Source organism: Erythrobacter sp. KY5, assembly GCF_003264115.1.
Taxonomy (GTDB): Bacteria; Pseudomonadota; Alphaproteobacteria; order Sphingomonadales; family Sphingomonadaceae; genus Erythrobacter.
Genome location: NZ_CP021912.1, coordinates 1,535,585 through 1,562,011, shown reverse-complemented (window position 1 = coordinate 1,562,011; position 26,427 = coordinate 1,535,585). Strand labels below are relative to the sequence as shown.

The following is a 26,427-nucleotide window of genomic DNA, read 5'->3' as shown; positions in this document are numbered from 1 at the left end:
TGCAATGTCCGATCACAATATTACTTTCATCCGACAAGCCGAAGCGCATATTGATACCAATTCACCGCGCTCTGTGGTGGAAAAAGCCATCAAAATCTGCCGCGACATGGCGAAGGATGCCAGCAACGAATTGAGCAAGATCAGGCTCGCGGGCGGCGGCGTTGGCGAAGGGATGGACCGGGTTAAACGCGCCTATTACGATAGCTTCGGGCGTAGTTTTCCAATCTGGTTCGGCTGGGATGACGACAATCCCGAACAGATGCTCCAGCGGCTCGAATTGCGCTTCAACGAGATATTTCAGCGCATCGACAAGGGCCTCAATATCCGCTGCCGTCCCGCAACAGGCCGGCGCGCGCGAGGGTGTGCGGATGGATACACCGCGTTCCAGACACTAGGCAGCTTGCGCCCACGCAGATTTCATCTTTGCCCGAAATGGTTCAACCTCGAACGGGAGAAAAACAGCCCGCTGCAGGTGTCTCAGGATCATTACCGCGCCAGCATAATCGCGCATGAGCTTTGCCATGCGATTGGGGGGCTCGGTACAAAGGACCAGAAAGACGCGTCCAAAAGCACCGTCTACGGCGAAGATCGCGCACTTGCGTTTGCAGGTGCAGAACCTGACCGCGCTTACAAGAGCGCTGAAAACATCGAACAATTCCTGGTCTATCGTGAGCGGGTGCGGACCAAGACCGCTGCGATGATCCCCCTTCCCAAAGGCAATGCAACGGGTCGTTACAAAGGTGTGCCCGCCTTCCCGGACGCGGCTGTCAATCATCCCAACGGCAAGATCTACTTTTTCAAAGGCGACCGTTATTGGCGCTATGACCCGGCAAAGAACGCGGTCGACCACACCAATGTGCGCAAGATTGGCAAGGATGGATGGCAGGGGGTGCCCACCAATCTCGATGCCGCCCTGCTCCACCCGAAAAACGGGAAGATCTATTTCTTCAAAGGCAACCGCTACTGGCGCTTTGACCCCAGCGCGGGGATTGACCGCGTCGATCATGACGACGTGCGCACGATCGGTTCGTCCGGCTGGGGCGGGGTCAGAGGAGATATCGACGCAGCCGTCGTGCATCCCAACGGTACGCATGCCCTGTTTTTCTACGGCCCGTATTATCGCACATACCGTTTCGGCGGCAGTGCCGGCGCGCTCATGAACCTGCGCGACCCGCGCGATGGCACCCAGTTTCCGTATCTCTACGGCAACTTCAACGCCGTCGTGATCGACCCGGCCAGCAAAAACGGGCACTTCTTCACAGCCGAGCATTGGCAGGCCGACAATCTGGCCGGGCACAACACCCACTTCGGTTAGTCGGGCGTCAAAAGTGATAGCATTTCAGTTGCTTCGCTCTTAAGCTTCCTGCAGCCCGCATCCTGGCGGGCTGCAGGGGGGAGAATTGCGTGATCGTCATTATCGGGAGTTTCCGCATCCCGCCCAGCATGGTCGAGGTCGTGCGTCCGGTGATGGAAGAGATGATCACCGCCAGCCGCCGAGAGGAAGGCTGCATCGAATACGCCTATGCGCTCGACGTGATTGACAATGGGCTGGTGCGTGTGTGCGAGAAATGGCGGGATCGCGCCGCGCTCGAAGCGCATTTTCGTACCGCGCATATTGCGGAATGGCGTGCGCAGGTATCTGCGCTTGCAGTGTCCGAACGCGACCTCGTGGCGCATGAAACCGACGAGGGCTTCTACCTTTGACCAACCTCTACTCGGCTGGCTCCTGAATTGCCGCTTCGGGCTCAGCGGATGAACCTTTGCGACCGCTGAACCGGTCGATAGCTCTTCGCTTCAGCCGGGCGAGCGGCGCCGTGATCAGGCCGTTTGCTTCCATCCAGTCGTAATACTGACGATACTTCTCGTCTTCGGCCAGTAGGTGCGCCTCTTCTGTACGCGCGCGCCAGTAATAGATCGCGTTCACAACCAGCAGAAAGAACGTGTTGCGGATCGCGTCCACCGCCGAACCGTTGGTCACAAGAAATGGCAGGACCGAGCACCACCAGAACAGGTTCTTGGAAAGGTAGGCCGGATGGCGCGTGAAGCGGTACGGCCCGTTGGTCAGTACGCCGCGATAGGTGAGGTTCGAAAAGCGGATGCCGAACACGACCGTCGCCCAGGCATAGATCGCCGTGAGGAAAATGAGCCACGCGGCCCACACCCACAGCAAGGCCGGTTGTCCGGCCATCCAGTGCCCCCAGCCCGCTGTCGCGCCCTCATAGCTCAGGATCTGGCCGCTATTGCCGATGATCCCCCATACGAATGGCGGATAGCACAGGAGCGCTGCAAGCCAGCCAGCGACAAACGGGTTGCCCGAGCGGATATGCGCGTCAAGCGGGCGGAGCGTGAAGAGATAGCCGACCGTCCCGATCTGCACATCGACCACGAAGAGCAGCGTGATGAGCAGCATCCCGAATTCGAAGGGGTTGGCGATGATCGCAGCCGGGTTGGCCTCCACGATATAGGCGAAACCGGGCGGCAGGATCGAGATCATGAACGCGCCGAAGAATGCCTTGATGATCCAGGCGCGCCAGTGCTTCTTCACTTGCTCAAGATCGACGCCTTCGCGGACCAGCAAGGCGGCTCCGAAATGCCAGGTGCTGTCGCGCTGATCGGTCATGAAACGATCGAGCCAGATGATGTAGGGCACGGAAAGCACCACCATCGGCACGATCAGCGCTGCGAGCACTTCCATCGCGAACAGGTAATTGCCATCCCAGTACCATCGGCACAGGCAATAGAGCGCCGCAATGATCGCCCAGGTTGCCCAAAGGCCGATAATCTTGACCGTTGAAACAGGCAGAACCTCTTCAACGCTGCGCCGCAATGACCAGTCAAGGCCGGTCGATGGGCGCAGGTGCACCTTGTCGACGAGCAGCGACCAGACCGCCATTGGCCCCGCAGTAAAAGCCATCGCGGTGAGCGCGGCGTAGGGGCCGGAAAGAACGCCATATCCCTCGCCCAGCCCCGCGGTTTCCGCAATGACGGGAAAGGTGCGGCAGAACAGGATCCACACCACAAGGCCAAGCAGTCCCGCCAGCCCTACGCCCGAAGACACGTCGCTCTTGGGCAGGGTCAGCGGCTTCGTTGCCGAGGCGGGGTGAGAATCTGCGCTCATTACCCTCAGGCGCTTAGCGCCAAAGGGTTAATTGTCCGCCCACCGTGACCCCTGCGTGCCGCAAGGGGACGAGGCCGCCTTAAAGGTTAATGGGTTGAGGGCGGGCCTTAAAGACCCGCCGACCGAACCCTTAGCGCCAGGCGTGGATCGTGCCTGAATCGTCGAGAATGTAGAGCATGTTGTCTGCGACGACCGGAGGCAGGCTGACTGCTTGATCGATATCGGCAAACAGCTGCGCCGAGCCTTCGCCAGCGCTCACCTTCCACACTTCGCCTTCCGAACTTGCCACCCACAGGTTGCCGCCGGCGAGAACCGGACCGGTCCAGAAGATCGGGTCTTTCTTCTTTTCGACATTGCGGAAAGGCGCCAGCTGCGTGATCCAGCGCACGCGGCCCGTCGAACGTGCGATCGCGAGGAGGCGCGCATCGTCGGTCAACGTGAAAATCCACTCGCCCGCGATTGCAGGGGTGGAAATGCCAGCGAGGTTGAGTTCCCAGATACGCTGTCCGGTGACCAGCTCATACGCGGCCATACGGCCCCCCTGGCCCAGCGCATAGACACGGCCCGAATCGATGATCGGATCGGCGTCGATATCGGTAAGCGAGCTCACCACGGTCGAGATATTGGTCCGCGCAAGCGCGTCAGCCCACAGCGTGCGACCGTTCTCGTAACGATAGGCCGACAATTCGCCCGAGGAATAACCTGCGATCACCGTGCCCTGCCCCGCTGCCGGAGCGGCAACACCGAACACGCCGGACTGCGCCGACGAGCCCGACTCGTTCCACAGCAATTCGCCATTTTCCGAGTTGAGCGCAATGATCTGGTTGTCCTGCGTCATCACGTAGACCTGCCCAAAGGCGATGGTCGGCGAACCGCGCAGCGGGCCGGACGGCGTGGTCTTCCAGATCACAGTGCCGGTCTGGGCATCCAGAGCCTTGGCATCGCCCGCACCGTTGGTCGCATAGACCCGGCCGTTGTCAAAGCTGACGCCGCCGCCAAAGGCCGACGGACGCATGTCATCGGCCATCTCTTCGTCGTCGACATCCCACAGGCGCGAACCGGTGTTCTTGTCGAACGCATGGATGACGCCGTCAGTGCCTTCGGCAAACAGCTTGCCAGCACCGATCACCGGGGCTGCGGCAAGCCGCTCCTTGTCGCTCGAACCGGCGACGCGAGCGGTCCAGACCTTGGTCGGATTCTCAGGCAGTGCGAGGTGGCCGTAGGATTTGCTGGCAGAGCCACCGACCTGCGCCCACTCGGAATTCACCTGCGCAGGCGGCAAAACGACGGTAACAGATGCAAGCGCGGGATCGACGGTCGCGCCGCTTTCGATACGCGACAGGATTGGCGTACGCTCACCAATGGTCGGCGTGGTCTTGTTATCCCCACCGCAGCCGGTCAGCACCATAGCCAACGCGCCAGCCGCGATCGCGCCGTTCAAACGCTTGTTATACTTCATATTTCGCACCGTTTCGTCCAAACTTGCATTCATGTGTTCCGGGCACACACCGGCTTCACGCTTATTCAGCGGACCCTTCAGCCGGAGTGACGCCTTCATCTTCGAGCAGCTGCTCGACATCTTCAATTGCATCGACACCTAATAGACCAGCCATCTGGCGCGCACGTGAACGAAGCGTTTCAGGGAGGGCCTCATCATTCGCCATTTCGGCGAAAAGAGCGCCCGCTTCGTCGCGGTTACCCGCTTCGAGATGGGCGATTGCCGTAAGTTCGCCAGCGCTGCCGAAGAACGGATTTCCCGGCACCGCAAGGTCGCTGAGCTTTGCGATCACGTCAGCCGGGTCGCGCTCGTCGAAATTGGTCGAAACCTCGCGGATAATGGCGAGGTTGCGGAGCGGACCGGGGGTTTCCGGGTCGGCAGCAATGCTTGCATACAATTCGACAGCCTTGGCGCGGTTGCCCGCTTCAAGTGCCGCGGCCGCCTGAAGGAATTTCGCAGAGGAGCGCGCACCGATCGAGCCATCGTCGATCAGCGTATCGACCTTTTGCGATGCACCTTCGAAATCGTTCGCATCGACGGAATCGAGCGCACTGATGATCTGTTCGGACTGCCGTTCCAGCGCGGCCTCATTGCGGCCGTCCCAGAAGTAGAAACCGAACATGCCGGCCAGCAACAGCGAGATCGCGAGGCCGAGGGGCACGCCGAACTTCTGGAAGAATTCCTTGGTGTCGTCCTGCCGCACTGCCTCGTCGATTTCCCGCATGAGGATTTCATCCTCGCGCGACGGGGTGCCTGGCTGGTCTTTGTTCTTTTCGGTCGGAGTGCGCGCCACTTGGCGATGATCCTTGTTTGTCTGTTTTTAGCTTCGGGCGCGCTTTTAGGGAGGGCAACGCCCATGCGCAATGGCTCAAAACTGGCTCTCACCGGATGGAAACTACCGCTCGCCCTCAGCCATCGCGCCCCAAGGCCCCCCAGTAGAGCGAGCGATAGGCCTCGATCATTTGCGCCTCGTCATAATGCTCGCGCGCCTTGGCCCTGTTGGCCGCGCCGATTTCTTTACGCAGACTTTCATTGGCGACCAGTTCGTCCAGCATCGCAGCAAGCGCGTCGGCGCTGCCCGGTGCAGCGATGAAGGGGCGGTTTGCCTCAGCAACGATGGTCTTCACATCGCCCACATCGGGGGCGGCGACGGGCAGGCCTGCCGCCATCGCCTCGACAACCGAGATGGGGAATTGCTCGCTTTTGGATGAGAGCGCAAAAATGTCGAACAGGCCCACGACCTTTGCCGGATCCTCGACCGCGCCGGGCAGATGGACACGGTGGCTGATCTCGTGCGCGTCGGCAGCTGCGCGAATGGCGTCCTTTTCCGGCCCGTCTCCCAGGATCACAAGATGCCAGTTTTCCGGCAAGTTGGCGCAGGCTTTTACCAACTGATCGAGCTGCTTTACCGGGCGAAGGCCCGCCAGCGTTCCGATCCAACGCTCGCCTTCACGTTTTACCACGCGCAATGCGCCCGGCTTGGGACGTTTCGCGAAGGCCTTTGTGTCGATCCCATTGGGGATGCGCTGAACACGCGCGGGCGGCTGTTTCCACGTCTCGATGGCGATCTTCTCAAGCGTGCGGCTCGGCACGACAAGACTGTGAGTGCGACCGGTGGCGATCCGGCGATACCAGTTGCGGCGCGCCTTGAGCTCCTTCGCCTCGTCCTCGTTGAAACCATCCTCGTGATGAATGAGCGGCGGCAGGCCAAGAGCCTCGGCAAAGACCGTGTGCGCCATGACCACATCCATCGCGCCGAAATTGTAGGTGAGGACAAGGTCATAGTCGCTGATCGCCTTGGCAATCGCGACCAGCCTGCCGGGTGTCGGCCAGCCCTTGAGCGAGGGGAAACGGGTCGGGAAATGGGCCGCGACGGTCCTGTTGATGAGCGAGCGCGCGCCCTTCTCATCCGGCTCGCCCGAAATGATCGTATGATCGAGCGATTTGCCGAACGCGTTCATCAGCTTGACCGCACGCAGTTCCTTGCCGCCCGCAGCAAAGGTCGAATGGCAATGCAGGATGCGCGGCGCGCTTTTCTTCGTGACCATGCTGCGGCTCAGACCTGCGCCAGCAGCGCGTCGATCGCCGCGCGCGCCTTAGGCTCATCGAGTGTTGGCGCGTGGCCCACCTGCGGCACGGTGACGCTGGTCATGGCCGGATTGCGCGCCGCCATCTGCTTGACCGTCTCCGGCGTCAGGAGGTCGGACAATTCGCCGCGGACCAGCAGCATCGGCACCCCGCGCAGTGCTTCGAATGCGAGCCACAGATTTGGCGGCGCCGCGTTGTCGGCTTTCTTGAAAGGCTCTGCGATCGCCATGTCATAATCGTAACTGATGCGTCCGTTCTGGCTCACCACCAGAGTGCGCTTTGCCATTTCAAGCCATTGGTCGAGGCCGAATTCGGGGAAAGCCGCGCTGTGCACTTCGCACAAGGAACGTGCGGCATGAACCCAGGTGGGATAGCTGCGCCCTTGCCCGACATAGCCATTGATCCGCTCAATCCCGGCAGAATTTATCTCGGGACCGATATCGTTCATCACCACCGCCGCGAGACGCCCCGGATTGGCCGCGGCGAAGATCATGGTGATGAGACCTCCCATCGACGTGCCGACCGAAATAAATCGGTCGATGCCAACCTCGTCGAGCAGCCGTTTGACATCATCGGCATACTGGCCGCCGTGATAGGTCGAGGGATCAGGCGCGTAATCGCTCTGCCCGCGTCCGCGCATTTCTGGCACGATGACACGGCGCGATGCGCTGAGATGTTCGGCCAGCCGCGAAAAATCGCGCGCATTGCGGGTAAGGCCGTGAAGGCAGACGACCGGTGGGCCGTCATAACCATCCGGGCCTGCATAGTCGCGATAATGGAGCGACAGGCCGTCCGCACTGGTCCAGCTCTTGTCTTCGTATGGATTGGCCATGATGTGGCGAGAATCTCCGGTGAATCTGTGTGAGCGTCAGAGCGCTTGCGCCCTCGCTCGCTTGTCCCCACTATCGCTACATGAGCGATGAACCGCAAGCAGCCATCTACCGCCCCGATCCTGCAATTCAATCCCTGTCCGACTGGCTCGCCTCGCCGGTCGAGGCCGCCGATTTCCCGCAGACTGAGGTGCGATTTCGCAACGATCGCGCGGCGGCAAGCGTGGGCCTTGCGAGCCTGAGCGATGAGGATTGGGCGCGCCACTTCGGACGTTTCGAACCGCTGGACGGCAACCTGCCCCAGCCGCTCGCGCTCAAATATCACGGTCATCAGTTCCGCGTTTACAATCCCGAAATCGGAGATGGCCGCGGGTTCCTGTTTGCGCAGATGCGCGACGGCGACGGTCGGCTGATGGACCTCGGCACCAAAGGGTCAGGGACGACCCCTTACTCAAGGGCAGGCGATGGACGGCTGACATTGAAAGGGGCCGTGCGCGAAATACTTGCAACAGAAATGCTCGAAGCGCTTGGCGTAAACACGAGCCGGACGTTTTCAGTCATCGAAACGGGCGAGCAATTGATGCGCAGTGACGAGCCCTCACCCACGCGCTCTGCCGTGATGGTGCGGCTGTCGCATTCGCACATCCGCATCGGCACATTCCAGCGTCTGCTGGCCCATGAAGAAAAAGACCACATGGAAGCGCTGGTCGATTACTGTCTTGAGCATTTCCCCGGCCCGCCTGCGCCACAGGACGCACCGGGACGCGAACAGCCAGCGGTACGCCTGATGCATCATGTGGTGGAGCGAATGGCCGACCTCGCCGCAAGCTACATGGTCGCAGGCTTCGTTCACGGCGTGCTCAACACCGATAACATGAACATCACCGGCGAAAGCTTTGATTACGGCCCGTGGCGCTGGCTTCCGAAGTGGGAGCCGGGCTTTACCGCCGCCTATTTCGATCATGCTGGCCTTTATGCTTTTGGCCGCCAGCCAGAAGCGCTGCACTGGAATGCTGGCCAGTTTGCGGTGGCCTTGCGGTTGCTTGCCGACTCAGAGCCGCTGGTCGCAGCAATGGAGCGGTTTGGTCCGCTTTACATGGAAGCGGTTGCGCGGCGCTGGACGTGGCGGCTGGGTGTGCAGTCTCGCGGCCCCGAAGCCGATTCACAGCTGGTGGCCGCGTGCGAAAAGGCCATGCGCGACAGCGAGGCGCAGCCCGACGCCTTTTTCTTCAATCATCGCGGCGGACGCGGAGCGGATGGCGAACTGAGCGATGCGCTGTCCGATTACGAAGCGGTCGAGGACACGCACGAATACTGGTCCGACGAGGCACCGCAAAGCATGGTCATCGACGAGGTCGAATCCATCTGGTCCGCTATCGATGAGCGCGACGACTGGAGCCCGCTCATGGACAAAGTGTCGGCGCTGCGTCGGATGGGAGAGGCGCATGGCCCTGCTCCCACTCCCTCCGGACATGCCTAGCGCGTCAGCCTATCGAACCGGTTGTGCTTCGACCATCTGTTGAGGCTGGAGGTCGATGCCGAACAGTTTCCAGCGGCCCTGTTCCCACTGATAATACACATCGAAGCCGATCGAGATCGGACGCAGCTGGAAAACGCCGCGCACGCGGAATACGTCGTTGCTGATCATCTGCGGCGCTTCGTAATAGGTCGGCGGGACCAGCAGCGCGTTCGACAGATCCATGTTGAGATTGCGAAGCCCGGAAAAAATCTCGGTCAGGCGGGCCGGATTGAAATTGATCTGGAAGTTCTGCGCCGAGATATCCCGCAGCACAGAGTAATTGCCTGACTGGTTCGCATGATCAACCGCCGCGACGGTCGACCACAGCAGCTTGGAAAGCTCAAGCTGGCTCGGCGTGGGACGCACGGATGGCGGTGGCTGGAAGCTCGGTTGAGCCTGCTGCTGTTGTTGCGCCTGAGCGCTTGCCGGGGTGAACCAAAGTCCAGCGCACACAGCCGCAAGGGTGGCAAAACGAAATGCCGGGGCGCTGGGCCCCGGCATCGTATTTTTCAAAGTCAAAACAGTCATGACCTGATGTCTACCGGCTTACCAGGCAACTTGGAAGCCGCCGCGTGCACCGACTTCACCGCTGTCGAAACCGACACCGATACCCGCCGAGATCGAAGCGTTATCAGACACGCGGGCCGAAAGGGCCATCGAGCCTGCGCCGCGATCTTCGAAGTAGCCAATGCCGCCCGACAGAGCGAAGCTCGTGCCAGCCGGAAGCGCCGGGCTTTCCATGGCGAGAGCCATGGCGACACCTTCGTTCGCGCGGTCGATCGCATCCCGGTTCGCGGCTGTCTCGCCGAACAGGGTGTTGATCTGGGCCTGGTTGTTGGCGGTCAGGTTCTGAAGACCTGCAATCGCCGTGCCGTTGGCCGCAATACCGGCTGCGTTGGTGTTGATCGCTGTCGTGTTGGAAGCGATGCCCGCTGCGTTGGTGCTGATGCCTGCGGTGTTGGTTGCAATCGCGCCTTCGTTAGCGGTCACCCGCGTATCGAGACCGACCACCAGCGCATTGTTGTCGCTGATCGCCTGAGCGTTGGCGGCAATGCCGCTTTCGTTCGTGGTCACACGAGTGTCGAGACCAGAAATCGCCGTTGCATTCGCACCGATTGAGGTGGTGTTCGCAGCGATGTTCGTCGCATTGGTCGCGATGCCGGTGGCGTTGGTGGCAATCGCGCCCTCATTAGCGGTCACCCGCGTATCGAGACCGGCAATCGCCGTTGCGTTGGCACCGATGGCCGTCGTGTTCGATGCGATGTTGGTCGCATTGGTCGCGATGTCAGCGGTGTTGGTAGCGATGTTTGTCGCATTGGTCGAAATCGCTGCCGAGTTGGTGTCGATGTTCCCCTGAAGGGTCGCATCGGCAGCCATGCGGGCCGCGGATTCAACTGCGAGTTCGGCATCGGTTGCAAGATCATCGACCGCAATCGCCTGACCCAGCGTGCCCGAAGCATCGACGGTTGCGACGAATGCCGTGCCCGTCTGTGCCGCAGTGCTTGCTGCAAGGTCGCCAATCGTCACCGAAGTACCCGCACCGCCAAGCACGACCTGATTGGCCCGCGTGGTGGCAGCAAGAGCGCCGATGGCTACCGAATTGTCGAACAGTGCCGACGATCCGTTGCCCAGGGCAACCGCGTCGGTGCCGTCAGCATCGCTCTGGTTACCGATGGCAACCGAACCGTCGCCCGAGGCATCGGCTGCTTCACCAACTGCCAGCGAACGGATGCCCGATGCGCTTGCAAGGTGACCGATTGCCTGAGCGCGCTCTGCGCTTGCACTCGAACGCCAGCCAAAGGCCGAAGCACCCGGACCCGAAGCGAAGGCTTCACCACCGATTGCCGTGGTCGAGTTGCCAATCGCCTGAGCGCCGGTGCCGGCATCGTCACCACCAAGAGCAACCGCGTCGGTACCCTGTGCGAATGAACCGTCACCGATCGCGATGGCCGACTGTCCGTCAGTTGCGGAGAGTTCACCGATTGCAACCGTGCCGTCGCCGTCTGCGGTCGCGAGACGACCCAGAGCAACCGACGCACGACCGTTCGCAGTAGCGTTTGCACCACCAGCGAACGAGTTCTGCCCGATTGCTGCGGTGTCAGTACCAACTGCCGTCGAGTCGATTCCGAAGGCGTCTGCCGCAGAACCGATGGCCGTACTCGAAAGCTCAGTTGCCTGAGCATTCGGGCCCAGTGCGAGTGAACCTTGACCGGTCGCGCGCGCATTGCGACCAAAAGCCGAAGCGTTTTGTTCGGTGGCTTGCGAGGCAAAACCAACCGCCGTCGAGCTCACACCCGAAGCTTCCGAACTGTCACCGACAGCGGTCGCTTCGTCCGCAGATGCGAGCGAAGATGTACCAAGCGCTGTTGAGTCAACGCCGCTTGCTTCTGCATCGACGCCAAGCGCCGAGCCATCTTCTGCCGATGCGGTCGCGCCGGCGCCCAATGCGGTCGTGTTGAAGTCGGAAGCAACTGCCAGCAGGCCCACTGCCGAAGAAGCTTCGCCCGAAGCCTCAGCGCCTACGCCCACAGCCGTAGCAAAGTCGCCCGTACCGGCCGCGTTAAGACCAACCGCCGTGCTGGCAAAGCCTGACGCGTTCGCATCAGCGCCCACAGCCACGCCGCCGTCACCGTCTGCCGTGGCACCGGTCAGGTCGCCGTCATTGTCACCGCCGATCGCGATGCCCTGGATACCTGCTGCCGAAGCGAGGTTGCCCGCCGCGATTGCCTGGTCGCCCGCAGCGTTGGCCGCTTCACCAATTGCGAGCGAGCGGATGCCCCCGGCATTGGCGAGGTGACCGAAGGCCTGTGCGCGTTCCGCATCAGCGACCGAGCGCCAACCGACAGCAGTTGCGCCGGGGCCTTCTGCGAAAGCCTCGCCGCCGACTGCGGTGGTCGAGTTGCCGAGTGCCGAGGCACCCGCGCCTGCATCGTCACCGCCGATGGCGAGAGCATCGATGCCCGAAGCAACGGTCGAGTTACCGATAGCAATTGCGCCGTCGCCAGCCGTTTCGGAGAGATCGCCGACCGCGATCGATCCGACGCCGTTAGCGATCGAAAGGTTACCGACCGCAATGGCGCTGTCGCTGTTTGCGAGAGCCGCTTCACCCACTGCAAGCGAGCGAATGCCCAGCGCGTTTGCGAGGTGACCGAAGGCCTGTGCGCGCTCTGCGTCAGCGACCGAACGCCAGCCGACTGCGGTTGCGCCAGGGCCCTGCGCGAATGCTTCACCACCCAGAGCGGTGGTCGAATTGCCAAGCGCCTGTGCGCCCGTGCCTGCATCGTCACCACCCAAAGCCACGGCGTCGATACCGTCCGCTACCGAGGAGTTACCGATTGCAATCGACGAAAGGTCGCTAGCTGCGGCGTTGTCACCTTGTGCAATGGCAAAGTCAGCCGATGCGTTGGCCGCTTCGCCGACTGCCAGCGAGCGTACGCCCGTTGCGCTTGCGAGGTGACCAAATGCCTGAGCGCGTTCAGCGTCGGCATTTGAACGCCAACCGATTGCGGTTGCGCCCGGACCCTGCGCGAAAGCTTCGCCGCCGACTGCGGTGGTCGAGTTGCCGAGTGCCGAGGCACCAGCGCCTGCATCGTCACCGCCGATGGCGAGAGCATCGATGCCCGAAGCAACGGTCGAATTACCGATTGCAATTGCGCCGTCACCCGCAGTTTCTGCGAACTCACCGGCTGCAAACGAGCCAAAGCCATTGGCAAGCGCCTCGCGGCCAAGCGCGATCGAAGAAATGCTGTTCGCCGTTGCGCCTGTACCAATTGCGGTTGCGCGGTTTGCGCTGGCAAGGGTGTTGTGACCAAGTGCGGTCGCTTCATTGGCCAGCGCCTGTGCGGTTGAACCGATAGCCGTGGCAGAAACCTGATTAGCAAGGGTATTTGCGCCAATCGCGGTCGCACCCGTGTCAGTTGCACGGGCGTTCTGACCAAGCGCGCTCGCATTGAGGTCGCTTGCGACTGCAGAATTGCCGATAGCTGTTGCGCTTTCGCCCGAAGCTTCCGAATCGGTGCCGACTGCCGTGCTTTCATCGCCGCTGGCGTCTGCGTTCTCGCCGCAGGCGAGCGCATCGACGCCAGTCGCCGTCGCACCGCCGGTTACGCCCGGATCGAGCAGACATACGTCCTGTGCAGCTGCCGGTGTGGCTGTCGCACCCAGCCCGACGACTGCAGCGATCACCGCACTGGAAGCCGAAAGGCCCAGCGCAGAAAGGCTGATGTTCGAGTATTTCATTTAAATTTTCCCCTAACCAAAGCGCCCGAGAGACGCTTTACGGATTGCAACTCCGCGACCCGGCGAGGGGTATGATCTTGATGTCACGCACCACCATAACGGCAGCTCCCCCCCTAACACGTGCCTAACTTGCATACGCAATGTTACGTAGAAGGGAAACCCTTTTGGGTTCACTTGTTAACCTAATGTTGGGGCTATGCATGGGACTTTGTGGTCGCTACCAGATCGCCTGAAGCGCAAGGGGTTAACGCCCAGGGACCGGTCGTCTTGCAACGCAAATCTTGAAAACCAAGCGAACGTGAACGTGACAGACCAAGCAGCGCCCGACACTCTGACATCTTATTCCCCTTCGACGGGCGAGACCGTGTGGCGCGGGCCAGTGGGCGAGGTGAACACAATCGTAAGCCGCGCCCGCAAGGCATGGCCCGCATGGGCGGCGCAGGCGTTGAGCCACCGGGTCGAGGTCGCCCGTCGTTTTGCCAATGAAGTGCGAACAGACGCGGACAAGCTGGCAGAGCTGATCGCCCGCGAAACGGGCAAACCCCTTTGGGAAGCACGCACGGAAGTCGATGCGGTCGTCGCCAAGGTCGACATCTCGGTTCAGGCCTATGCAGAGCGGACCGGAAAGAAAAAACGCGACAGCGCTCTGCTCGGGACAGCAGCGCTGCGGCACAAGCCGCACGGCGTCATGGCCGTGCTAGGGCCGTACAACTTCCCGGCTCACCTCCCTAACGGGCACATGGTACCGGCGCTGATCGCCGGGAACACAGTGGTCTTCAAACCCTCTGAAAAGGCACCCGCTGTCGGGATGGCATTGCTTGAATGCTGGAGCCGTTCGGGAATACCCGATGGCGTGGTTCAAGGACTGATCGGTGGTCCGGAACAGGGCAAGGCGCTTGTCTCGCATCCAGGAATTGATGGCGTTCTGTTCACGGGGAGCGCGCAGGCCGGCATCGCCATCAACCGCAAGCTCGCCGCGAACCCGGGCAAGATCGTCGCCCTCGAAATGGGCGGCAACAATCCGCTTGTAGTGATTGATACGCCGAAGATTTCGGATGCCTGCGCTCTCATCATCCAGAGCGCATTTACCTCGGCAGGCCAGCGCTGCACCGCGGCACGGCGGCTCATCGTCAAGTCCTCGATGTACGAACCGCTGATGGCTGAATTGCTGCCAATGGCCAAACGTCTGATCGTCGGAGATCCGTTCGATGACCCGCAGCCTTTCATGGGGCCGGTGATCGACAACGCCACAGCCGACGGCCTGAGCGATTCATTTGTCGCGCTGCTTACCTCTGGCGGAAAAGCGCTGCTGCACATGCGCAGGCCCAATCCCGATCGGCCATTCCTGACGCCCGGCATCATCGATACCACGGAGATGGAGGATCGTCCGGACATCGAACTGTTCGGCCCGCTTCTGCAAGTGATCCGCGTCCCTGACCTCGATGCAGCCATTGCCGAAGCGAACAACACCCGTTTTGGCCTGTCGGCTTCGCTGATCGGAGGATCGCCTGAAGATTACGGACGGTTCTGGGCGAATACGCGCGCCGGGATCATCAACTGGAACCGCCCTACAAACGGCGCGTCTTCTTCGGCCCCGTTTGGCGGGATTGGCCTGTCGGGCAATCATCGTCCCGCCGCCTATTACGCCGCAGATTACTGCGCTTACCCGGTCGCGAGCAATGAGATGGAGCAACCGCGCGCCAACATCGAGATCGGGATCGGCGAATAGGCCGTCCCGGCATTATTTGCGCCAGTGGACCACATCCACGGCTGTCATCCCGCCTGGGCCTTCGCGAAACTCAAAGATCACTTTTTGATCGCGGCGCTCACCATGAAGCTGCGCAGCGGGACGGGCATAGCGGGTCAGATCGAACCGCGCGCGCTCAACCTTGGCCCAGTGGTATTCAAGCGCGTCTTCAATGCCGACCGGCGTCAGGTAACGCACGACCCGCACAACGCACGTGCCCTCGTCCACACCTGCGGCCTGCTGCACCATGCCATGCGGCATGATCGAAGAAGTGGCAGGCATCCGTGTCGACCACTCAAGGTCGCTGTTCATGCGGGCAATGCAATCAGTGCGCGCGCCCGCAGCCTCGACCATCTGATCTGCCGTCACCAGGTCCGCAAAGGTGGCATCGCTCGCCTGCGAGATCGCGGGGGACGGTGCGGGAATCTGACCGTTTTCGAGCAGTTCGAGACGCGCCTCCTCCCGTGCTCGCGCGGCGCTGTCCTCCCTCGCCTCAATCAAGGGCAGCGGATGACCATCGCGATAGGCAATCACGGCATTGGCCTCGCTGCGCCAAGCCAGATCCGGGTCGATCATCAGGGGGTCATTGAGAGCACGCGCCAATTGCGGGTCCTGCGTCAGGATTTCGCTCGGCATTTCTGTCGCCTCTTCGCCGCAGCCGGCAAGAAGCGCGAGCGCAATCGCGAGGCAGGTGGAACGAGAGGCGCGGATTTCCATCCGGCCCTGTTGCCCGAGCTTGGTTAATTTTCGCTGAGAATTCGCGCAAGAACCCGCGCAAAGATGAAAGCGCCCCCGCGCCCCTTTGTGGGGTCGTGGGGGCGCTTTCCGCGACTGGTGGGAGCCGCGCCCGGACCGCTTGGTGGATAGCGACCCAAGGTCAGAATGAGAGCCCCACTCACAGGAGAAGGGGTGGAGAGGGAGGAGTGGTGCTCTCGGTGTGTGTTCATCTATAGAGGCACTAAACTGAACGAAACGCGAAAGCGTGTGTTGGTTCTCGTTCAGGTTGGCGGGCCACCTTATTGCTGTTTGGCCGCAATCGGCATGCTTGCGCCTACGCGCCCTGCCGCCTAGTGGCCGGAGCCTGATGCCCCAATCCGAGCCCCCCTCCGCCTCGTCCAATCCGTCCGGCCTCCCAGCGGCGCTTGGAGCCTATGTAATCTGGGGCTTCCTGCCGCTTTACCTGCTGCTGGTGACGGCCGTGCCGCCGTTCGAATTTGTCGGCTGGAGGATTATCTGGACACTTCCGCTGTGCCTTCTGATCGTCGCGTTCCGCCGCCAGTTCGCAGAACTGCGCCGCGCTCTTAGCAACAGGCGGACGATGCTTGCCCTGTTCGCCAGTGCGATCCTCATCGCGATCAACTGGTTCGTCTACATCTGGGCGATCATGGAGAATCAGGTCTACGCGGCCAGTCTTGGCTATTACCTGAACCCGCTTCTCAACGTGCTTCTGGGAACGCTGTTTTTGAAAGAGCGCCTTAGCCGCTGGCAATGGCTGGCGGTCGCCGTTGCGGCGAGCGGGGTCGCGCTGCTGGCTGCGGGCGCGCTGACAACGCTCTGGATCAGCCTGACACTCGGCTTCAGCTTTGGCCTTTATGGCATTGTTCGAAAACAGGTTGATGTCGGATCGCTTCCCGGCCTCACGATTGAAAGCATGATCCTTCTCGTGCCAGCTATCGGCATCGTCATGTGGTATGCCGCCGGGCCGGCTGGGCCATCATTCGGCAATGACTGGTTCCTCAGCCTCGCCATCGTCTTTTCAGGGGTGGTCACCGCAGTACCGTTGCTGCTTTTCGCCATTGCGGCGCGGCGGATGGATTATTCGACGCTCGGTTTCATCCAGTACCTCGCGCCCACCATCGTCTTTTTCCTCGGCCTCACCGTTTTCGGCGCGCAGCTTCGCCCGGTTCAATTGGGCAGCTTCATCCTCATCTGGACTGCCGTGGCTATCTTTGTGGCAGATCTCTGGCTCCGCAGCCGCAGAGCGAAAGCCGCTGCGATAGCTTAACCCACAAAGCGCCAGCCGATTGTCTGGCCGCCATGCCAGGGGACGATTTCGTTTCCAGCCAGAGGCAGGCTTTGCGGCACCTCGACCTCGGCACGTTCCAGCACGACCGTGTCGTCGTTTACCGGAAGGCCGTAAAAGGCGGGGCCATGGAGAGAGGCAAAGCATTCGAATTTGTCGATAGCGCCCTCTTCATCGAAGACCGTGAGATAGCTTTCCAGTGCATAAGGCGCGCCGAAAATGCCCGCACACCCACAAGCGCTTTCCTTGTCGCCGCGCAGATGCGGGGCGCTGTCGGTGCCGAGAAAGAACTTCGCATTCCCACTCACAGCCGCGCGGCGAAGCGCCAGCCTGTGGCTTTCTCGCTTGGCAACAGGCAGGCAGTAATTGTGCGGCTGAATCCCGCCAACCAACATCGCATTGCGATTGATGTGAAGATGCTGAGGCGTGATCGTTGCCGCAACATTGGGGCCGCTCTCCAGCACGAAGTCCACAGCATCGCTGGTGGTTATGTGTTCGAATACCACTTTCAGCTTCGGGAAGCTTGCGACGATATCGCGCAGGTGGCGCTCGATGAACTCGGCTTCGCGGTCGAACACGTCGATGTCGGCGCTGGTGACCTCGCCATGGACGCAAAGGACTATGCCCTCGGCCTCCATACGTTCGAACACCGGGTAGATCTTGGAAACATCGCTGACCCCGTGCGCGGAATTGGTGGTCGCGTTGGCAGGATACAGCTTGGCCGCCGTGAACACCCCGTCAGCCGCCCCGCGAGCGAGATCGTCGGCGTCGGTCGTGTCGGTGAGATAGCAGGTCATCAGGGGTGTAAAGTTCACACCTTCGGGCACCGCTGCCAGAATGCGCTCGCGGTACTCAGCCGCCATTGAAGCCGTCGTGACCGGAGGCGTAAGGTTCGGCATAACAATCGCGCGCGCAAACTGGCGTGCCGTATAAGGCACAACGCCGCGCATGATGTCCCCATCGCGGAAATGCAGGTGCCAGTCGTCGGGGCGGCGGATGGTCAGAATGTCGGTCATCGACCGCGAGCCTTAGGCTGGGGTTCACGCTCACGCAACGGGGCTTTCCACCCTCCACAATCAGCCTTAAGGCCGCATACCCATGTCCAGAATTGCATTTCTCGCTTGCGAAACCACTCTCCCCGGCTCTGGTCACCGTCGCGGCGACGCTTTCGAACACGATCTGATGGTGAAATCGCTCGAACCGGCTTTGCAGGTTGCAGGTTTGGACTTCGCCGTGATTGATTGGGAGGCACCGCTTGAGGCGTTCGACGACGTCGACCTCGTGATGCTCGGCTCAGCCTGGAATTATCAGGACAAGTCAATGGCCTTCCTTGCGAAACTCGAAGCTCTCGAGGCTCTTGGGATAGTGGTCAGCAACCCTGCCCATGTCGTGCGATGGAACATCACAAAGACCTATCTGCGCGAACTTGCCGGACGGGGCGCTGCAGCCATACCCACGCTTTGGCTCGACAGGCTGAACGCTGACGATGCGCATGCGGCGATGGATGGGTTCGGCACCGATCGCATCGTGGTAAAACGCCAGGTCGGTGCCGGTGCGGAGGGACAGGAACTGCTCATGCGCGGCGAAGTGCCCGGCGATTGGCAGTTTGAACATCCCGCAATGGTACAGCCCTTCCTTGAGGCGATCACGAAAGAAGGCGAGCTCAGCTTCATCTTCATCGACGGCGAGCTCAGCCACGCTCTGCGCAAGAAAGCAGCGGATGGCGAGTATCGCATCCAGTCGCTTTACGGCGGCACCGAAAGCGCGCACGAGCCTTCTGATAGCGAAGCCACCGCTGCACGCGCGATCATCGACGCGCTGCCTTTCGATGCCCCGCTCTATGCGCGTATCGACATGCTGCGCGCTGACGATGATACGCTGATGGTTATGGAAGCGGAGCTGATCGAACCCTATCTCTACCCGGAACAAGCCCCGCATCTGGGCGAGCGCATCGCGCGTGCTGTTGCAAAGAGATTGAAGACATGACCGCCAATAAATTGAACGACCGGGCAATCATTCGCCTCGCTGCCACGGATGATGGCGAAGATGTGCGCGGGTTTTTGCAAGGCCTCGTGACCAACGATGTCTCAGGTGAGCTGCCGGTCTATGCAGCGCTCCTCTCGGCGCAGGGTAAGGCCATGTTCGACTTCTTCGTATGGGAGGGTGAAGATGGCGTAATCCTGCTCGATTGCGAAGCGGTCGTGGCCAATGATCTGGCAAAACGGCTTTCGCTCTATCGCCTTCGTCGTAAGATCGACATCGTGCGCGACGAGACACAGGCCGTTTTCTGGTCACGAGAAATGTTCGACGGAGCAAAGCCCGACCCGCGCCTGTCCCATCTGGGATACCGCGCTGTCGCAGCGCGCAGCGAAGCCGAACCAGCCGATCAGGAATACCTCGCTCACCGCCTAAGCCTCGGTGTGCCCGAGGGCCGCTCTGAGCTGGCCGATATCCTGTGGCTCGAAACCAACGCCGTCGAACTTCACGGCGTCAGCTTCGAGAAAGGCTGTTATGTCGGTCAGGAGAACACCGCACGGATGAACTGGCGGCAGAAGGTCAATCGCAGACTGGTCGTGGTCCCGCTTGAACGTTCGGAGGAAAAGCGCCGGAAGGCCAGCTATCCCGACCTCGGGCTCGCCATCGACCATTTGCGCGTCGCCGACCTCGATCCAGCCACCCTGCCCCAATGGCAGGCAGCGGGCATTGCGGAATGACTCAAGCCTCGTAATGTTCGGCCATTGAGGCTTCGAGATTGGCCGCGGCCCTTTCGCGTGCCGTATCGCGCGGCAGGCCGAGCGATTTTGCAAGCGCCGCCCCGATCAAAGCGTCACCGAGCGCCAGCAGGACAAGGCCGAGCGTATCCTTGTGCACATGCTTCGGGTCACTGTGTATCTCAGCCTCTTCAGGAGCCACCTCGTCAACCAGCTCATGGATCGTGGTGATGATCGGATTGAGCGCGTCCTCATTGCCCGTGAGCAACATCCAGCTGGTGAGTGCTCCTGCGCCTTCGCGATCGAACGCATCGAACGCGAGATCCACCACTTCGCGCGCAGAACCAAGCCCGGCGCGGCTTGCACGCACGGCCTCGATGATTGTTTCGCAAACCGTCTTCGCCAAATGTTCGGCGAGCGCCTTTTGCAGGCCGGATGCCGAACCGAAATGGTGAAGCAGGTTCGCATGCGTTCGCCCGATGCGGGCTGCCACGGCCTTGAGCGTGACCGACTGCGGGCCCGTTTCGATCAGGAGCGCCCGCGCCGCTTCTAGGGCGGACTTGCGCGATTCTTCCGGACTTAATCTCTTGCGACTTTTCATATGCGCAAGAGTTTAGGCCAATCGGCAGCACCTCTCAAGCGCTGCGGATTGGCCTTACCCGAAGGTCTTACGCGGCTCGCTTCTCACCTGTCGCAATCTGCGCCGCCAGATCGAGTACGAATTCGGCCGTAGGCGCCGATTCGCCGCGTCCGCACGAATGCCGCTCCACGATCCTGCCGGTGGGCTCGAAACCGAGCTTTTCCAGCACTCGGCCAGAGGCGGGATTATCGAGAAAGTGCCCGGCATGAACGCGCGTATGGCCCAGTGTATGCGCGATCTTGAGCGTCGCTTCGCCTGCTTCGGTGGCATAGCCTTGGCCCCAGTGCTCGCGGGCGATCCAGTAGCCGAGTTCGATAACGCCGCTGTCACCCATCCGGTCGATCCCGACACACCCGATGACCTGCGCATCGCTGGCACGTGTGATCAGAAAGCGCGGGAAAAGCGGCTCGCACGGAAGCGAGGTGAACTCACGCGCGTCCTTCGCCGAATAGGGCCATGGGGCGCGCGCCAGATTTCGCACGACGCCTTCATCCGCGATGCCATTGAGGACGCCTTGCCAGTCTTCCGGCCAGATCGGTCTGAGCAGCAATCTTTGACTGCGATGAAACACGAGAACTCTCCATCTCGCCCCGCGAGTGCACTTAGGCACGATGCGTGACAATTGCGTGGCAGCGAAAGATAATTTCGCCGAGCTGAGAGGGAGAAACGACAAGAGGGAGACGGGTCGGCCCCATCTCCCTCTTCGTTGTCGATTGCGATGATCGACTAGGACCGTCCCGGTGGACGATCCTTTTCTTGAACCGTCCGGTTATTCGGCTGCTTCCGCAAGCATGTCTACCGACACGTATTTGCGGTCTTGCTTACCCTTGTGGAATCGCACGACGCCCGCTTCGAGTGCGAAGAGGGTGTGGTCCTTGCCCATTCCGACATTGGTGCCCGGATAGAACTTGGTGCCGCGCTGACGCACGATAATGTTGCCGGCGAGGACCTGCTCGCTGCCAAACTTCTTCACACCAAGACGACGGCCAGCTGAGTCGCGACCGTTACGCGATGAACCGCCTGCTTTTTTATGTGCCATTGGTCTCTTACGTCCTTACTTGTCTTCAGCCTTGGGCGCGGCTTTCTTAGCCGGTGCCTTCTTGGCTGGTGCTTTCTTCGGGGCAGCCTTCTTCGCTTCGGTCGCGGTTGCCTTTGCTTCGGCAGCGGCGCCCTTCTTGGCTTCAGGCTTCTTCGCAGGCGCTGCCTTGGCGTCTGCTTCTTCCGTCTTCGGAGCAGCAGCTTTCTTGGCAGGAGCTTTCTTTGCCCCGGAACCATTGGCGCCGACATCGGTGATGCGCAGGAGCGTCATCTGCTGACGATGGCCAGCCTTGCGGCGGTAGTTGTGACGGCGACGCTTCTTGAAAACGACGACCTTCTCGCTCTTAGCCTGAGCGATAATCTCAGCCGAAACGGTCACCTTTGAAGCGTCAGCGATCGAGTCGCCTTCGCCAGCGAGCAGGACGTCGCCCAGGGTGACGGTATCGCCCGCTTCACCAGCGAGCTTTTCAACGGCAATCTTGTCTCCGGCGGCAACCCGATATTGCTTGCCGCCTGTGCGCACTATCGCGAACATGGCTTGTAACTCTCAATCTTGCGTGTGTGTCCGGGGAGCGACTTGGCGGCGCGACAACCGAACGACATTACGACGCCGCGAGGTTGCAGCGCCGGAAAGAGTGGTGCCGTTAAGGGAAAGGGTGCGACAAGTCAACGCCTCACAACCTACAAAATCGCGGTGAATTCGCATCAAATGGCGTATTTGCGTGTCTACGATCCCGTGATAGTCGAGACAGGGACGATGAAAAGCTTCTTTTGTAAAACTTTGCTGTCAGGAACAGCCATCATGGCGCTGGCAGGGTGCGCTGGCGATTCTGGCCGCTATCCTTCGCTTGCGATCCGCGATGCGGAACGGACGACGGGGCAGTTTACTCCGGCACAACCGACCACCCCCGCTGCGACAGCGACAATTGACCGAACCGCCATTGGCGCCGCTCTTGAAAGCGCCCGCACCGCGCACGAAAGATTTCTCGCCGAACAGCCAGCCGCCTTGACCCTTGCCCGGTCGGCGAGTGGCAGAGGCGATGGCAGCGATGTGAGGTCGCGTGCGCTGGTCGCGGTTGCCAGTCTGTCGTCGCTCAGGGGCCAGACCGCGACCGCGCTCGCCGATCTCGACCGGCTGGAGGTCGAGGCTGCGACCAGTTTCGCTGCCACTGACGACATCCGGACCGCTCAAAGCTATGTTGCGCGGCTCGCACAGGAACAGGACGACATTCTGGAATCGCTGAGCGAGGTGATGCGCTGATGAACCTTGCCTGCGCAACCTGCCCGGTAAAGGACAGTGCGGCCTGCGCCGTCCTGACGACCGAGGAGCGTGACGCGCTAGCCGCTGCTGGCCATACGCGCACCTTGAAGCGAGGAGAAATGCTGTTCGCAGCAGGCGATGACGAGGCCGCCTGCGCAACTTTGGTCAGCGGGGCGCTCAAGGTGACAGCCTATGACCAGGACGGAAACGAGCAAATTCTGAGCCTCGTCCATCCGTCGGGCTTTATCGGCGAACTCTTCACGCCTTTCGCGCACCATGATGTAGTCGCGCTCACGGAAAGCCGTCTTTGCACCTTCGCGCGCGGAGATATCGAGCGAGCGATTGAGGACTATCCGGCGCTTGCCCGCGCTCTCCTGCGCCGCAGTCAGGAAGACTTGCTGGCGACCCGCAACCTTCTCGAACTGACCGCGCATGCGAGCGCCGAGGCGCGTCTTGCCGCATTGCTTCACGACTTCGCTGCGGCAGCCAGCGATTCGTCATGTCATCTCGCGTCGTCCTTCGAATTGCCGCTCACGCGCGGCGAGATCGCAAACATGCTGGGCCTCACCATCGAGACGGTGAGCCGCAAGTTGGGCGAGCTTGAGGAGATGGGAGCGGTCGCTCGCAATGGAAAACGCGGGATCGATGTGCTCGACCCCGCGCTTCTTCAGGATTTATCGGGGCGCTAGAGTTTCTCCAGCGCCCCTCTCCCGTCCTTGGGAGATACTGGTCAGGCCACGAAAGCCGCGATCGTCACGATCGCAACGCCCCATGCGACAATCAGCATCGGAAGGATCAGCACCTGGATAGCGGCGTCGCGCGGTGCGAGGCGTCCGGTGGCGGTCATGATGCCGCCGCGCCCGAAATTGCCCAGGGTCATGGGGCGGGTGTCGTTGTCCTTGAGGCGGGTCCAGATGGCAGGGACACCAAAACCTGCGATGATGAACAGACCGAAGATGACCATCGGAATGGCCAGTTCAGCGTTTCCGAATGCGGCTGTCATGAGGCCCAAAAAGCCGAAATAGCAAGCAACGGTCGCGCCGTAGAAGAACGTCGGAAGTCCGAAATTACGGTCGCTTTCGACCTGATTGCGCGGGGCAGCGGGCGCTTCGACGATGCGCGCATTGCCGCGGGCGAGTTGTTCCTGAATCTGCTTGCTCATGACTGTTCTCCTTCGTTGAAAGAAGAATTAGTCAGACCGCGAGCACCTCACCTTGATGCAGATCAAACAAATGCGGTTTTCTAGCTCCAGCGCGCAAGGTCGGCGTGATCTTCGCCGCGAGGTTCGATCCAGTGCCATTCGCCGCCACGCTTCTCGCGCTTCCAGAACCATGCCGCGCTCTTGAGGTGGTCCATGCAGAAATCGACCGCCGAGATCGCATCGCGCCGGTGCCGCGAGGCAGCGGCGACAAGCACGATCGGATCGCCCGGCTGCATCGTCCCGATGCGGTGGACCAGCGTGATGGCTTTCAGATCGAAGCGTCCTTGCGCTGCTATCGCGAGGTCTTCCATGCCCGGCAGAGTGAGCGGCTCGTAATGCGTCAGCTCTAACGCTTCCACGCCTCCATGGGCGCTGACATAGCCGACAAAGCTTGCGACGCCGCCCTTGGTGATCGTGGCGTCGGCTGTCCTCTTGATGATCTGCTGCGGATCAAATGGTTCGGCGCAAAGCCGCACATCCTCAAAAACCATACTGATCACCAATCTAACCCCCGCTGACAGGCGGGAGCAGCGCGACCTCGTCACCGTCTTGCGCATTAAGCGCCGTCTTGTCGGCGAGCACGTGGCCCGCGCAGGCGACGTTGACGCGTTCCTGCCTCAGCTGCTCGGCAACCGCATCGCCGACAGCGCGAAGCAGTCCTGCCCAATCAAGCGGCGCCTCAACCTCAAGCGTTTCTTCTCCTGCCATGTCGCGAAGAGGGCCAAGAAAAAGGATGGTCACAGCCATTTGCGCTCAACCCCCGGTCATCGACATATGGCGGGCGAGCGCCGGGTCGGCACCGCGTTCATCCATGCGGAAATGATGGCGCTCCGGCTTGATGAGCATCGCCTGATCAAACGCGCGGGCGAGTTGCTCCTGTGGTGCCTCGGAACGCAAAGCCGCGCGCAGATCGACCCGTTCCCCACCTCCCAGACACGGGTAAAGCTGGCCCGTCGCGGTGACGCGGATGCGATTGCAGCCATCGCAGAAATTGTGTGTGTGGGGAGTGATAAAGCCAAGCCTGCCGCCCGTTTGCGCTATATCGACATACCGCGCAGGGCCACCTGTCGAAGCCGGGCTGTCGGTCAGCGTCCAACGCTCTTTGAGGCGAGCACGCACCGTATCGAGCGGGAGATACTGGTCGAGCCGTTCTTCCTCGACATCCCCCAGCGGCATGACTTCGATGAGCGTCACATCGTGGCCTTGCCCATGGGCCCATTCAATCAGCTCGGGCAATCCTTCTTCGTTCGCACCTCGCAAGGCGACCGCGTTGAGCTTGACCATAAGCCCCGCTTCCTTCGCAGCCTTGATCCCATCAAGCACCCGCCCGAGCGCATCCCGCCGCGTCAGTTTCGCGAACAGCTCAGGGTCGAGCGTATCGAGCGACACATTCACCCGGCGCACACCCGCCTTGAACAGATCATCCGCATGGCTCGAAAGCTGAGTTGCGTTGGTGGTTAGGGTCAATTCCTCAAGACCGTCGCCCAGCTTGCGCCCCAGGGCGCGGAAGAGGTCGATAATATCACGCCGCACCAGCGGCTCACCGCCCGTGATGCGAATCTTCGTGACGCCGCGATCAATGAAGCCGGAGGCGAGGTCATAGAGCTCTTCCAGCGTCAACACTTCGCTCTTGGGAAGGAAAGTCATGCGCTCTGGCATGCAGTAGGTGCATCGCAGGTCGCAGCGGTCGGTCACCGACAAACGCAAATATGAAATTCGCCGGCTGAAAGTATCGACCAGAGGTGCAAGCTTCTCGCCACTCAGATCCAGCGTATCGCGTTCGCGGGGATCGCCAAGCTCAGTCATGTGCCTGAACATAATGCCCCGTCACGCCCGGCGCATCCTTCAAATAGCGAAGCACTTCATCGAGAGCCGATCCCGGCTCTCCTCCGGCGATATTGATGCGCTTTGGCGTGAAGGTGCGTGCAAGGTCGCTTGCCAACGCTTTTCGCCAGTCATCGTGGTCGGATGCCGCCGGTGGGAGCGCGATGGTCAGCGACGCGCAACTCTCGTCCTCGATTGCCTCGCGCACCGCCTGAAGCATGTGTGTGATGAAAAACGTATGCGCCTCGAGCGCGCCGCTTGGCAGATCGCGCTGACATTCCCAATCGACGTGCCGCGCTTCGCCCATCAATCAGCCGGGCGTTCGCGATGAAGGGTAATGCCGATCTTCTCGTTTGCTTCGGCAATGGCGAGCTTGACGATCTTTACCGTAACGGCCTGAACGCGCCTGTCCTGCACGAACAAAGTCTCGCAGATGTGATCGGCTACCGCCTCGATCAGCTTGAAGTGAACGCCTTTGGGCAGGCCCTCCCCTGCCGCGAATTTGAGGTCCATGTAATTCTTGCTGGCATCGAGCGGCGTGTCCGGCTCATAACGATCCGCCACGTCGTAACGCGCCTGGATCGTGATACGCAGCGGCTGGGGCTTGCCAGTCTCCTCTGAGTAGATGCCGGTCAGGACATCGACTTCGAGGTCGGCAACTTCGAGAATGAGCGAATCGGTGTGTGTCAT

Annotated in this window: 28 protein-coding genes; 9 read left to right on the top strand and 19 right to left on the bottom strand. The window is 61.1% G+C overall.

Annotated elements, in window-relative coordinates; genetic code table 11:
* Positions 1–4: 4 nt before the first annotated feature.
* A complete protein-coding gene (locus CD351_RS07365; protein WP_111991991.1) occupies positions 5–1,315 on the top strand; it encodes a hemopexin repeat-containing protein in 1,311 nt (436 codons plus the stop codon).
* 89 nt (positions 1,316–1,404) lie between these two features.
* Positions 1,405–1,704 (top strand): putative quinol monooxygenase, encoded by a 300-nt coding sequence (locus CD351_RS07360; RefSeq protein WP_111991990.1) that lies wholly within the window; start codon positions 1,405–1,407, stop codon positions 1,702–1,704.
* 7 nt (positions 1,705–1,711) lie between these two features.
* Here the strand turns inward: CD351_RS07360 and CD351_RS07355 are convergent, their stop codons facing one another.
* The 5 genes from CD351_RS07355 to CD351_RS07335 form a co-directional block, all read right to left on the bottom strand.
* Complete coding sequence (locus CD351_RS07355) at positions 1,712–3,118, bottom strand: isoprenylcysteine carboxylmethyltransferase family protein (RefSeq protein ID WP_111991989.1); 1,407 nt, start codon at positions 3,116–3,118, stop codon at positions 1,712–1,714.
* A gap of 130 nt (positions 3,119–3,248) precedes the next feature.
* Positions 3,249–4,577: a PQQ-binding-like beta-propeller repeat protein gene (locus CD351_RS07350; protein WP_369880809.1), complete on the bottom strand. Its 1,329-nt coding sequence runs from the start codon at positions 4,575–4,577 to the stop codon at positions 3,249–3,251.
* 61 nt (positions 4,578–4,638) lie between these two features.
* On the bottom strand, positions 4,639–5,409 hold the full coding sequence (locus tag CD351_RS07345; protein ID WP_111991988.1) for a tetratricopeptide repeat protein: 771 nt from the start codon (positions 5,407–5,409) through the stop codon (positions 4,639–4,641).
* 115 nt (positions 5,410–5,524) lie between these two features.
* Complete coding sequence (locus CD351_RS07340) at positions 5,525–6,664, bottom strand: glycosyltransferase family 4 protein (RefSeq protein WP_111991987.1); 1,140 nt, start codon at positions 6,662–6,664, stop codon at positions 5,525–5,527.
* Positions 6,665–6,672: 8 nt separating this feature from the next.
* Positions 6,673–7,536 (bottom strand): alpha/beta fold hydrolase, encoded by an 864-nt coding sequence (locus CD351_RS07335; protein WP_111991986.1) that lies wholly within the window; start codon positions 7,534–7,536, stop codon positions 6,673–6,675.
* An 80-nt stretch (positions 7,537–7,616) separates the two neighbouring features.
* Between CD351_RS07335 and CD351_RS07330 the strand changes: the two genes are divergently transcribed.
* On the top strand, positions 7,617–9,014 hold the full coding sequence (locus CD351_RS07330) for a protein adenylyltransferase SelO family protein (RefSeq protein WP_111991985.1): 1,398 nt from the start codon (positions 7,617–7,619) through the stop codon (positions 9,012–9,014).
* A gap of 9 nt (positions 9,015–9,023) precedes the next feature.
* On the opposite strand, the gene CD351_RS07325 is transcribed toward CD351_RS07330, so the two are convergent.
* Positions 9,024–9,581 (bottom strand): hypothetical protein, encoded by a 558-nt coding sequence (locus tag CD351_RS07325; protein ID WP_234027273.1) that lies wholly within the window; start codon positions 9,579–9,581, stop codon positions 9,024–9,026.
* Between the two features lie 18 nt (positions 9,582–9,599).
* The gene (locus CD351_RS07320; protein WP_111991984.1) at positions 9,600–13,292 is read right to left on the bottom strand and encodes an S-layer family protein; all 3,693 of its coding nucleotides are present in this window, start codon (positions 13,290–13,292) and stop codon (positions 9,600–9,602) included.
* Between the two features lie 331 nt (positions 13,293–13,623).
* On the opposite strand from CD351_RS07320, the gene astD reads away from it, so the two are divergent.
* Positions 13,624–15,021, top strand: coding sequence for a succinylglutamate-semialdehyde dehydrogenase (astD, locus tag CD351_RS07315; RefSeq protein ID WP_174214308.1), 1,398 nt, complete (start codon positions 13,624–13,626; stop codon positions 15,019–15,021).
* A 12-nt stretch (positions 15,022–15,033) separates the two neighbouring features.
* Here the strand turns inward: astD and CD351_RS07310 are convergent, their stop codons facing one another.
* Positions 15,034–15,756 (bottom strand): hypothetical protein, encoded by a 723-nt coding sequence (locus tag CD351_RS07310; protein ID WP_111991983.1) that lies wholly within the window; start codon positions 15,754–15,756, stop codon positions 15,034–15,036.
* A gap of 367 nt (positions 15,757–16,123) precedes the next feature.
* Between CD351_RS07310 and rarD the strand changes: the two genes are divergently transcribed.
* Positions 16,124–17,044, top strand: coding sequence for an EamA family transporter RarD (rarD, locus tag CD351_RS07305; protein ID WP_111991982.1), 921 nt, complete (start codon positions 16,124–16,126; stop codon positions 17,042–17,044).
* Here rarD and pyrC read toward each other — a convergent pair.
* Positions 17,041–18,078, bottom strand: coding sequence for a dihydroorotase (gene pyrC, locus CD351_RS07300; protein WP_111991981.1), 1,038 nt, complete (start codon positions 18,076–18,078; stop codon positions 17,041–17,043). The genes rarD and pyrC overlap by 4 nt on opposite strands.
* Before the next feature lie 82 nt (positions 18,079–18,160).
* On the opposite strand from pyrC, the gene CD351_RS07295 reads away from it, so the two are divergent.
* Both CD351_RS07295 and CD351_RS07290 read left to right on the top strand, forming a co-directional pair.
* Positions 18,161–19,048, top strand: a complete 888-nt coding sequence (locus CD351_RS07295) for a RimK family alpha-L-glutamate ligase (protein WP_111991980.1) — start codon at positions 18,161–18,163, stop codon at positions 19,046–19,048.
* Positions 19,045–19,776 carry a folate-binding protein YgfZ gene (locus CD351_RS07290; protein ID WP_111991979.1) on the top strand — a complete coding sequence of 244 codons (732 nt, stop codon included), beginning with the start codon at positions 19,045–19,047 and terminating at the stop codon, positions 19,774–19,776. The genes CD351_RS07295 and CD351_RS07290 overlap by 4 nt, the downstream gene beginning before the upstream one ends.
* A 1-nt stretch (position 19,777) precedes the next feature.
* Here the strand turns inward: CD351_RS07290 and CD351_RS07285 are convergent, their stop codons facing one another.
* The 4 genes from CD351_RS07285 to rplU all read right to left on the bottom strand — a co-directional run bounded on the left by CD351_RS07285 (position 19,778) and on the right by rplU (position 21,986).
* Positions 19,778–20,374, bottom strand: coding sequence for a TetR/AcrR family transcriptional regulator (locus CD351_RS07285; RefSeq protein ID WP_111991978.1), 597 nt, complete (start codon positions 20,372–20,374; stop codon positions 19,778–19,780).
* A gap of 67 nt (positions 20,375–20,441) precedes the next feature.
* Complete coding sequence (locus tag CD351_RS07280) at positions 20,442–20,984, bottom strand: GNAT family N-acetyltransferase (RefSeq protein ID WP_234027272.1); 543 nt, start codon at positions 20,982–20,984, stop codon at positions 20,442–20,444.
* 198 nt (positions 20,985–21,182) lie between these two features.
* Entirely contained in the window at positions 21,183–21,452 is a 270-nt protein-coding gene (rpmA, locus tag CD351_RS07275) for a 50S ribosomal protein L27 (protein WP_007163560.1), read from the bottom strand.
* 15 nt (positions 21,453–21,467) lie between these two features.
* Positions 21,468–21,986 carry a 50S ribosomal protein L21 gene (rplU, locus tag CD351_RS07270; protein ID WP_111991976.1) on the bottom strand — a complete coding sequence of 173 codons (519 nt, stop codon included), beginning with the start codon at positions 21,984–21,986 and terminating at the stop codon, positions 21,468–21,470.
* 267 nt (positions 21,987–22,253) lie between these two features.
* Between rplU and CD351_RS07265 the strand changes: the two genes are divergently transcribed.
* Both CD351_RS07265 and CD351_RS07260 read left to right on the top strand, forming a co-directional pair.
* A complete protein-coding gene (locus tag CD351_RS07265) occupies positions 22,254–22,712 on the top strand; it encodes a hypothetical protein (protein ID WP_111991975.1) in 459 nt (152 codons plus the stop codon).
* Positions 22,712–23,401: a Crp/Fnr family transcriptional regulator gene (locus CD351_RS07260; protein WP_111991974.1), complete on the top strand. Its 690-nt coding sequence runs from the start codon at positions 22,712–22,714 to the stop codon at positions 23,399–23,401. Before CD351_RS07265 ends, CD351_RS07260 begins: the two co-directional genes overlap by 1 nt.
* 41 nt (positions 23,402–23,442) lie before the next feature.
* Here CD351_RS07260 and CD351_RS07255 read toward each other — a convergent pair whose 3' ends face one another.
* The 6 genes from CD351_RS07255 to CD351_RS07230 form a co-directional block, all read right to left on the bottom strand.
* Complete coding sequence (locus CD351_RS07255; RefSeq protein WP_111991973.1) at positions 23,443–23,874, bottom strand: hypothetical protein; 432 nt, start codon at positions 23,872–23,874, stop codon at positions 23,443–23,445.
* Between the two features lie 80 nt (positions 23,875–23,954).
* On the bottom strand, positions 23,955–24,404 hold the full coding sequence (locus CD351_RS07250) for a molybdenum cofactor biosynthesis protein MoaE (RefSeq protein ID WP_111991972.1): 450 nt from the start codon (positions 24,402–24,404) through the stop codon (positions 23,955–23,957).
* A gap of 13 nt (positions 24,405–24,417) precedes the next feature.
* A complete protein-coding gene (locus CD351_RS07245; RefSeq protein WP_111991971.1) occupies positions 24,418–24,660 on the bottom strand; it encodes a MoaD/ThiS family protein in 243 nt (80 codons plus the stop codon).
* 6 nt (positions 24,661–24,666) lie between these two features.
* Positions 24,667–25,719, bottom strand: coding sequence for a GTP 3',8-cyclase MoaA (gene moaA, locus CD351_RS07240; RefSeq protein ID WP_111993648.1), 1,053 nt, complete (start codon positions 25,717–25,719; stop codon positions 24,667–24,669).
* Entirely contained in the window at positions 25,712–26,044 is a 333-nt protein-coding gene (locus CD351_RS07235) for a Rossmann fold domain-containing protein (protein WP_111991970.1), read from the bottom strand. The genes moaA and CD351_RS07235 overlap by 8 nt, the downstream gene beginning before the upstream one ends.
* Positions 26,044–26,427 (bottom strand): dihydroneopterin aldolase, encoded by a 384-nt coding sequence (locus CD351_RS07230; RefSeq protein ID WP_111991969.1) that lies wholly within the window; start codon positions 26,425–26,427, stop codon positions 26,044–26,046. Before CD351_RS07230 ends, CD351_RS07235 begins: the two co-directional genes overlap by 1 nt.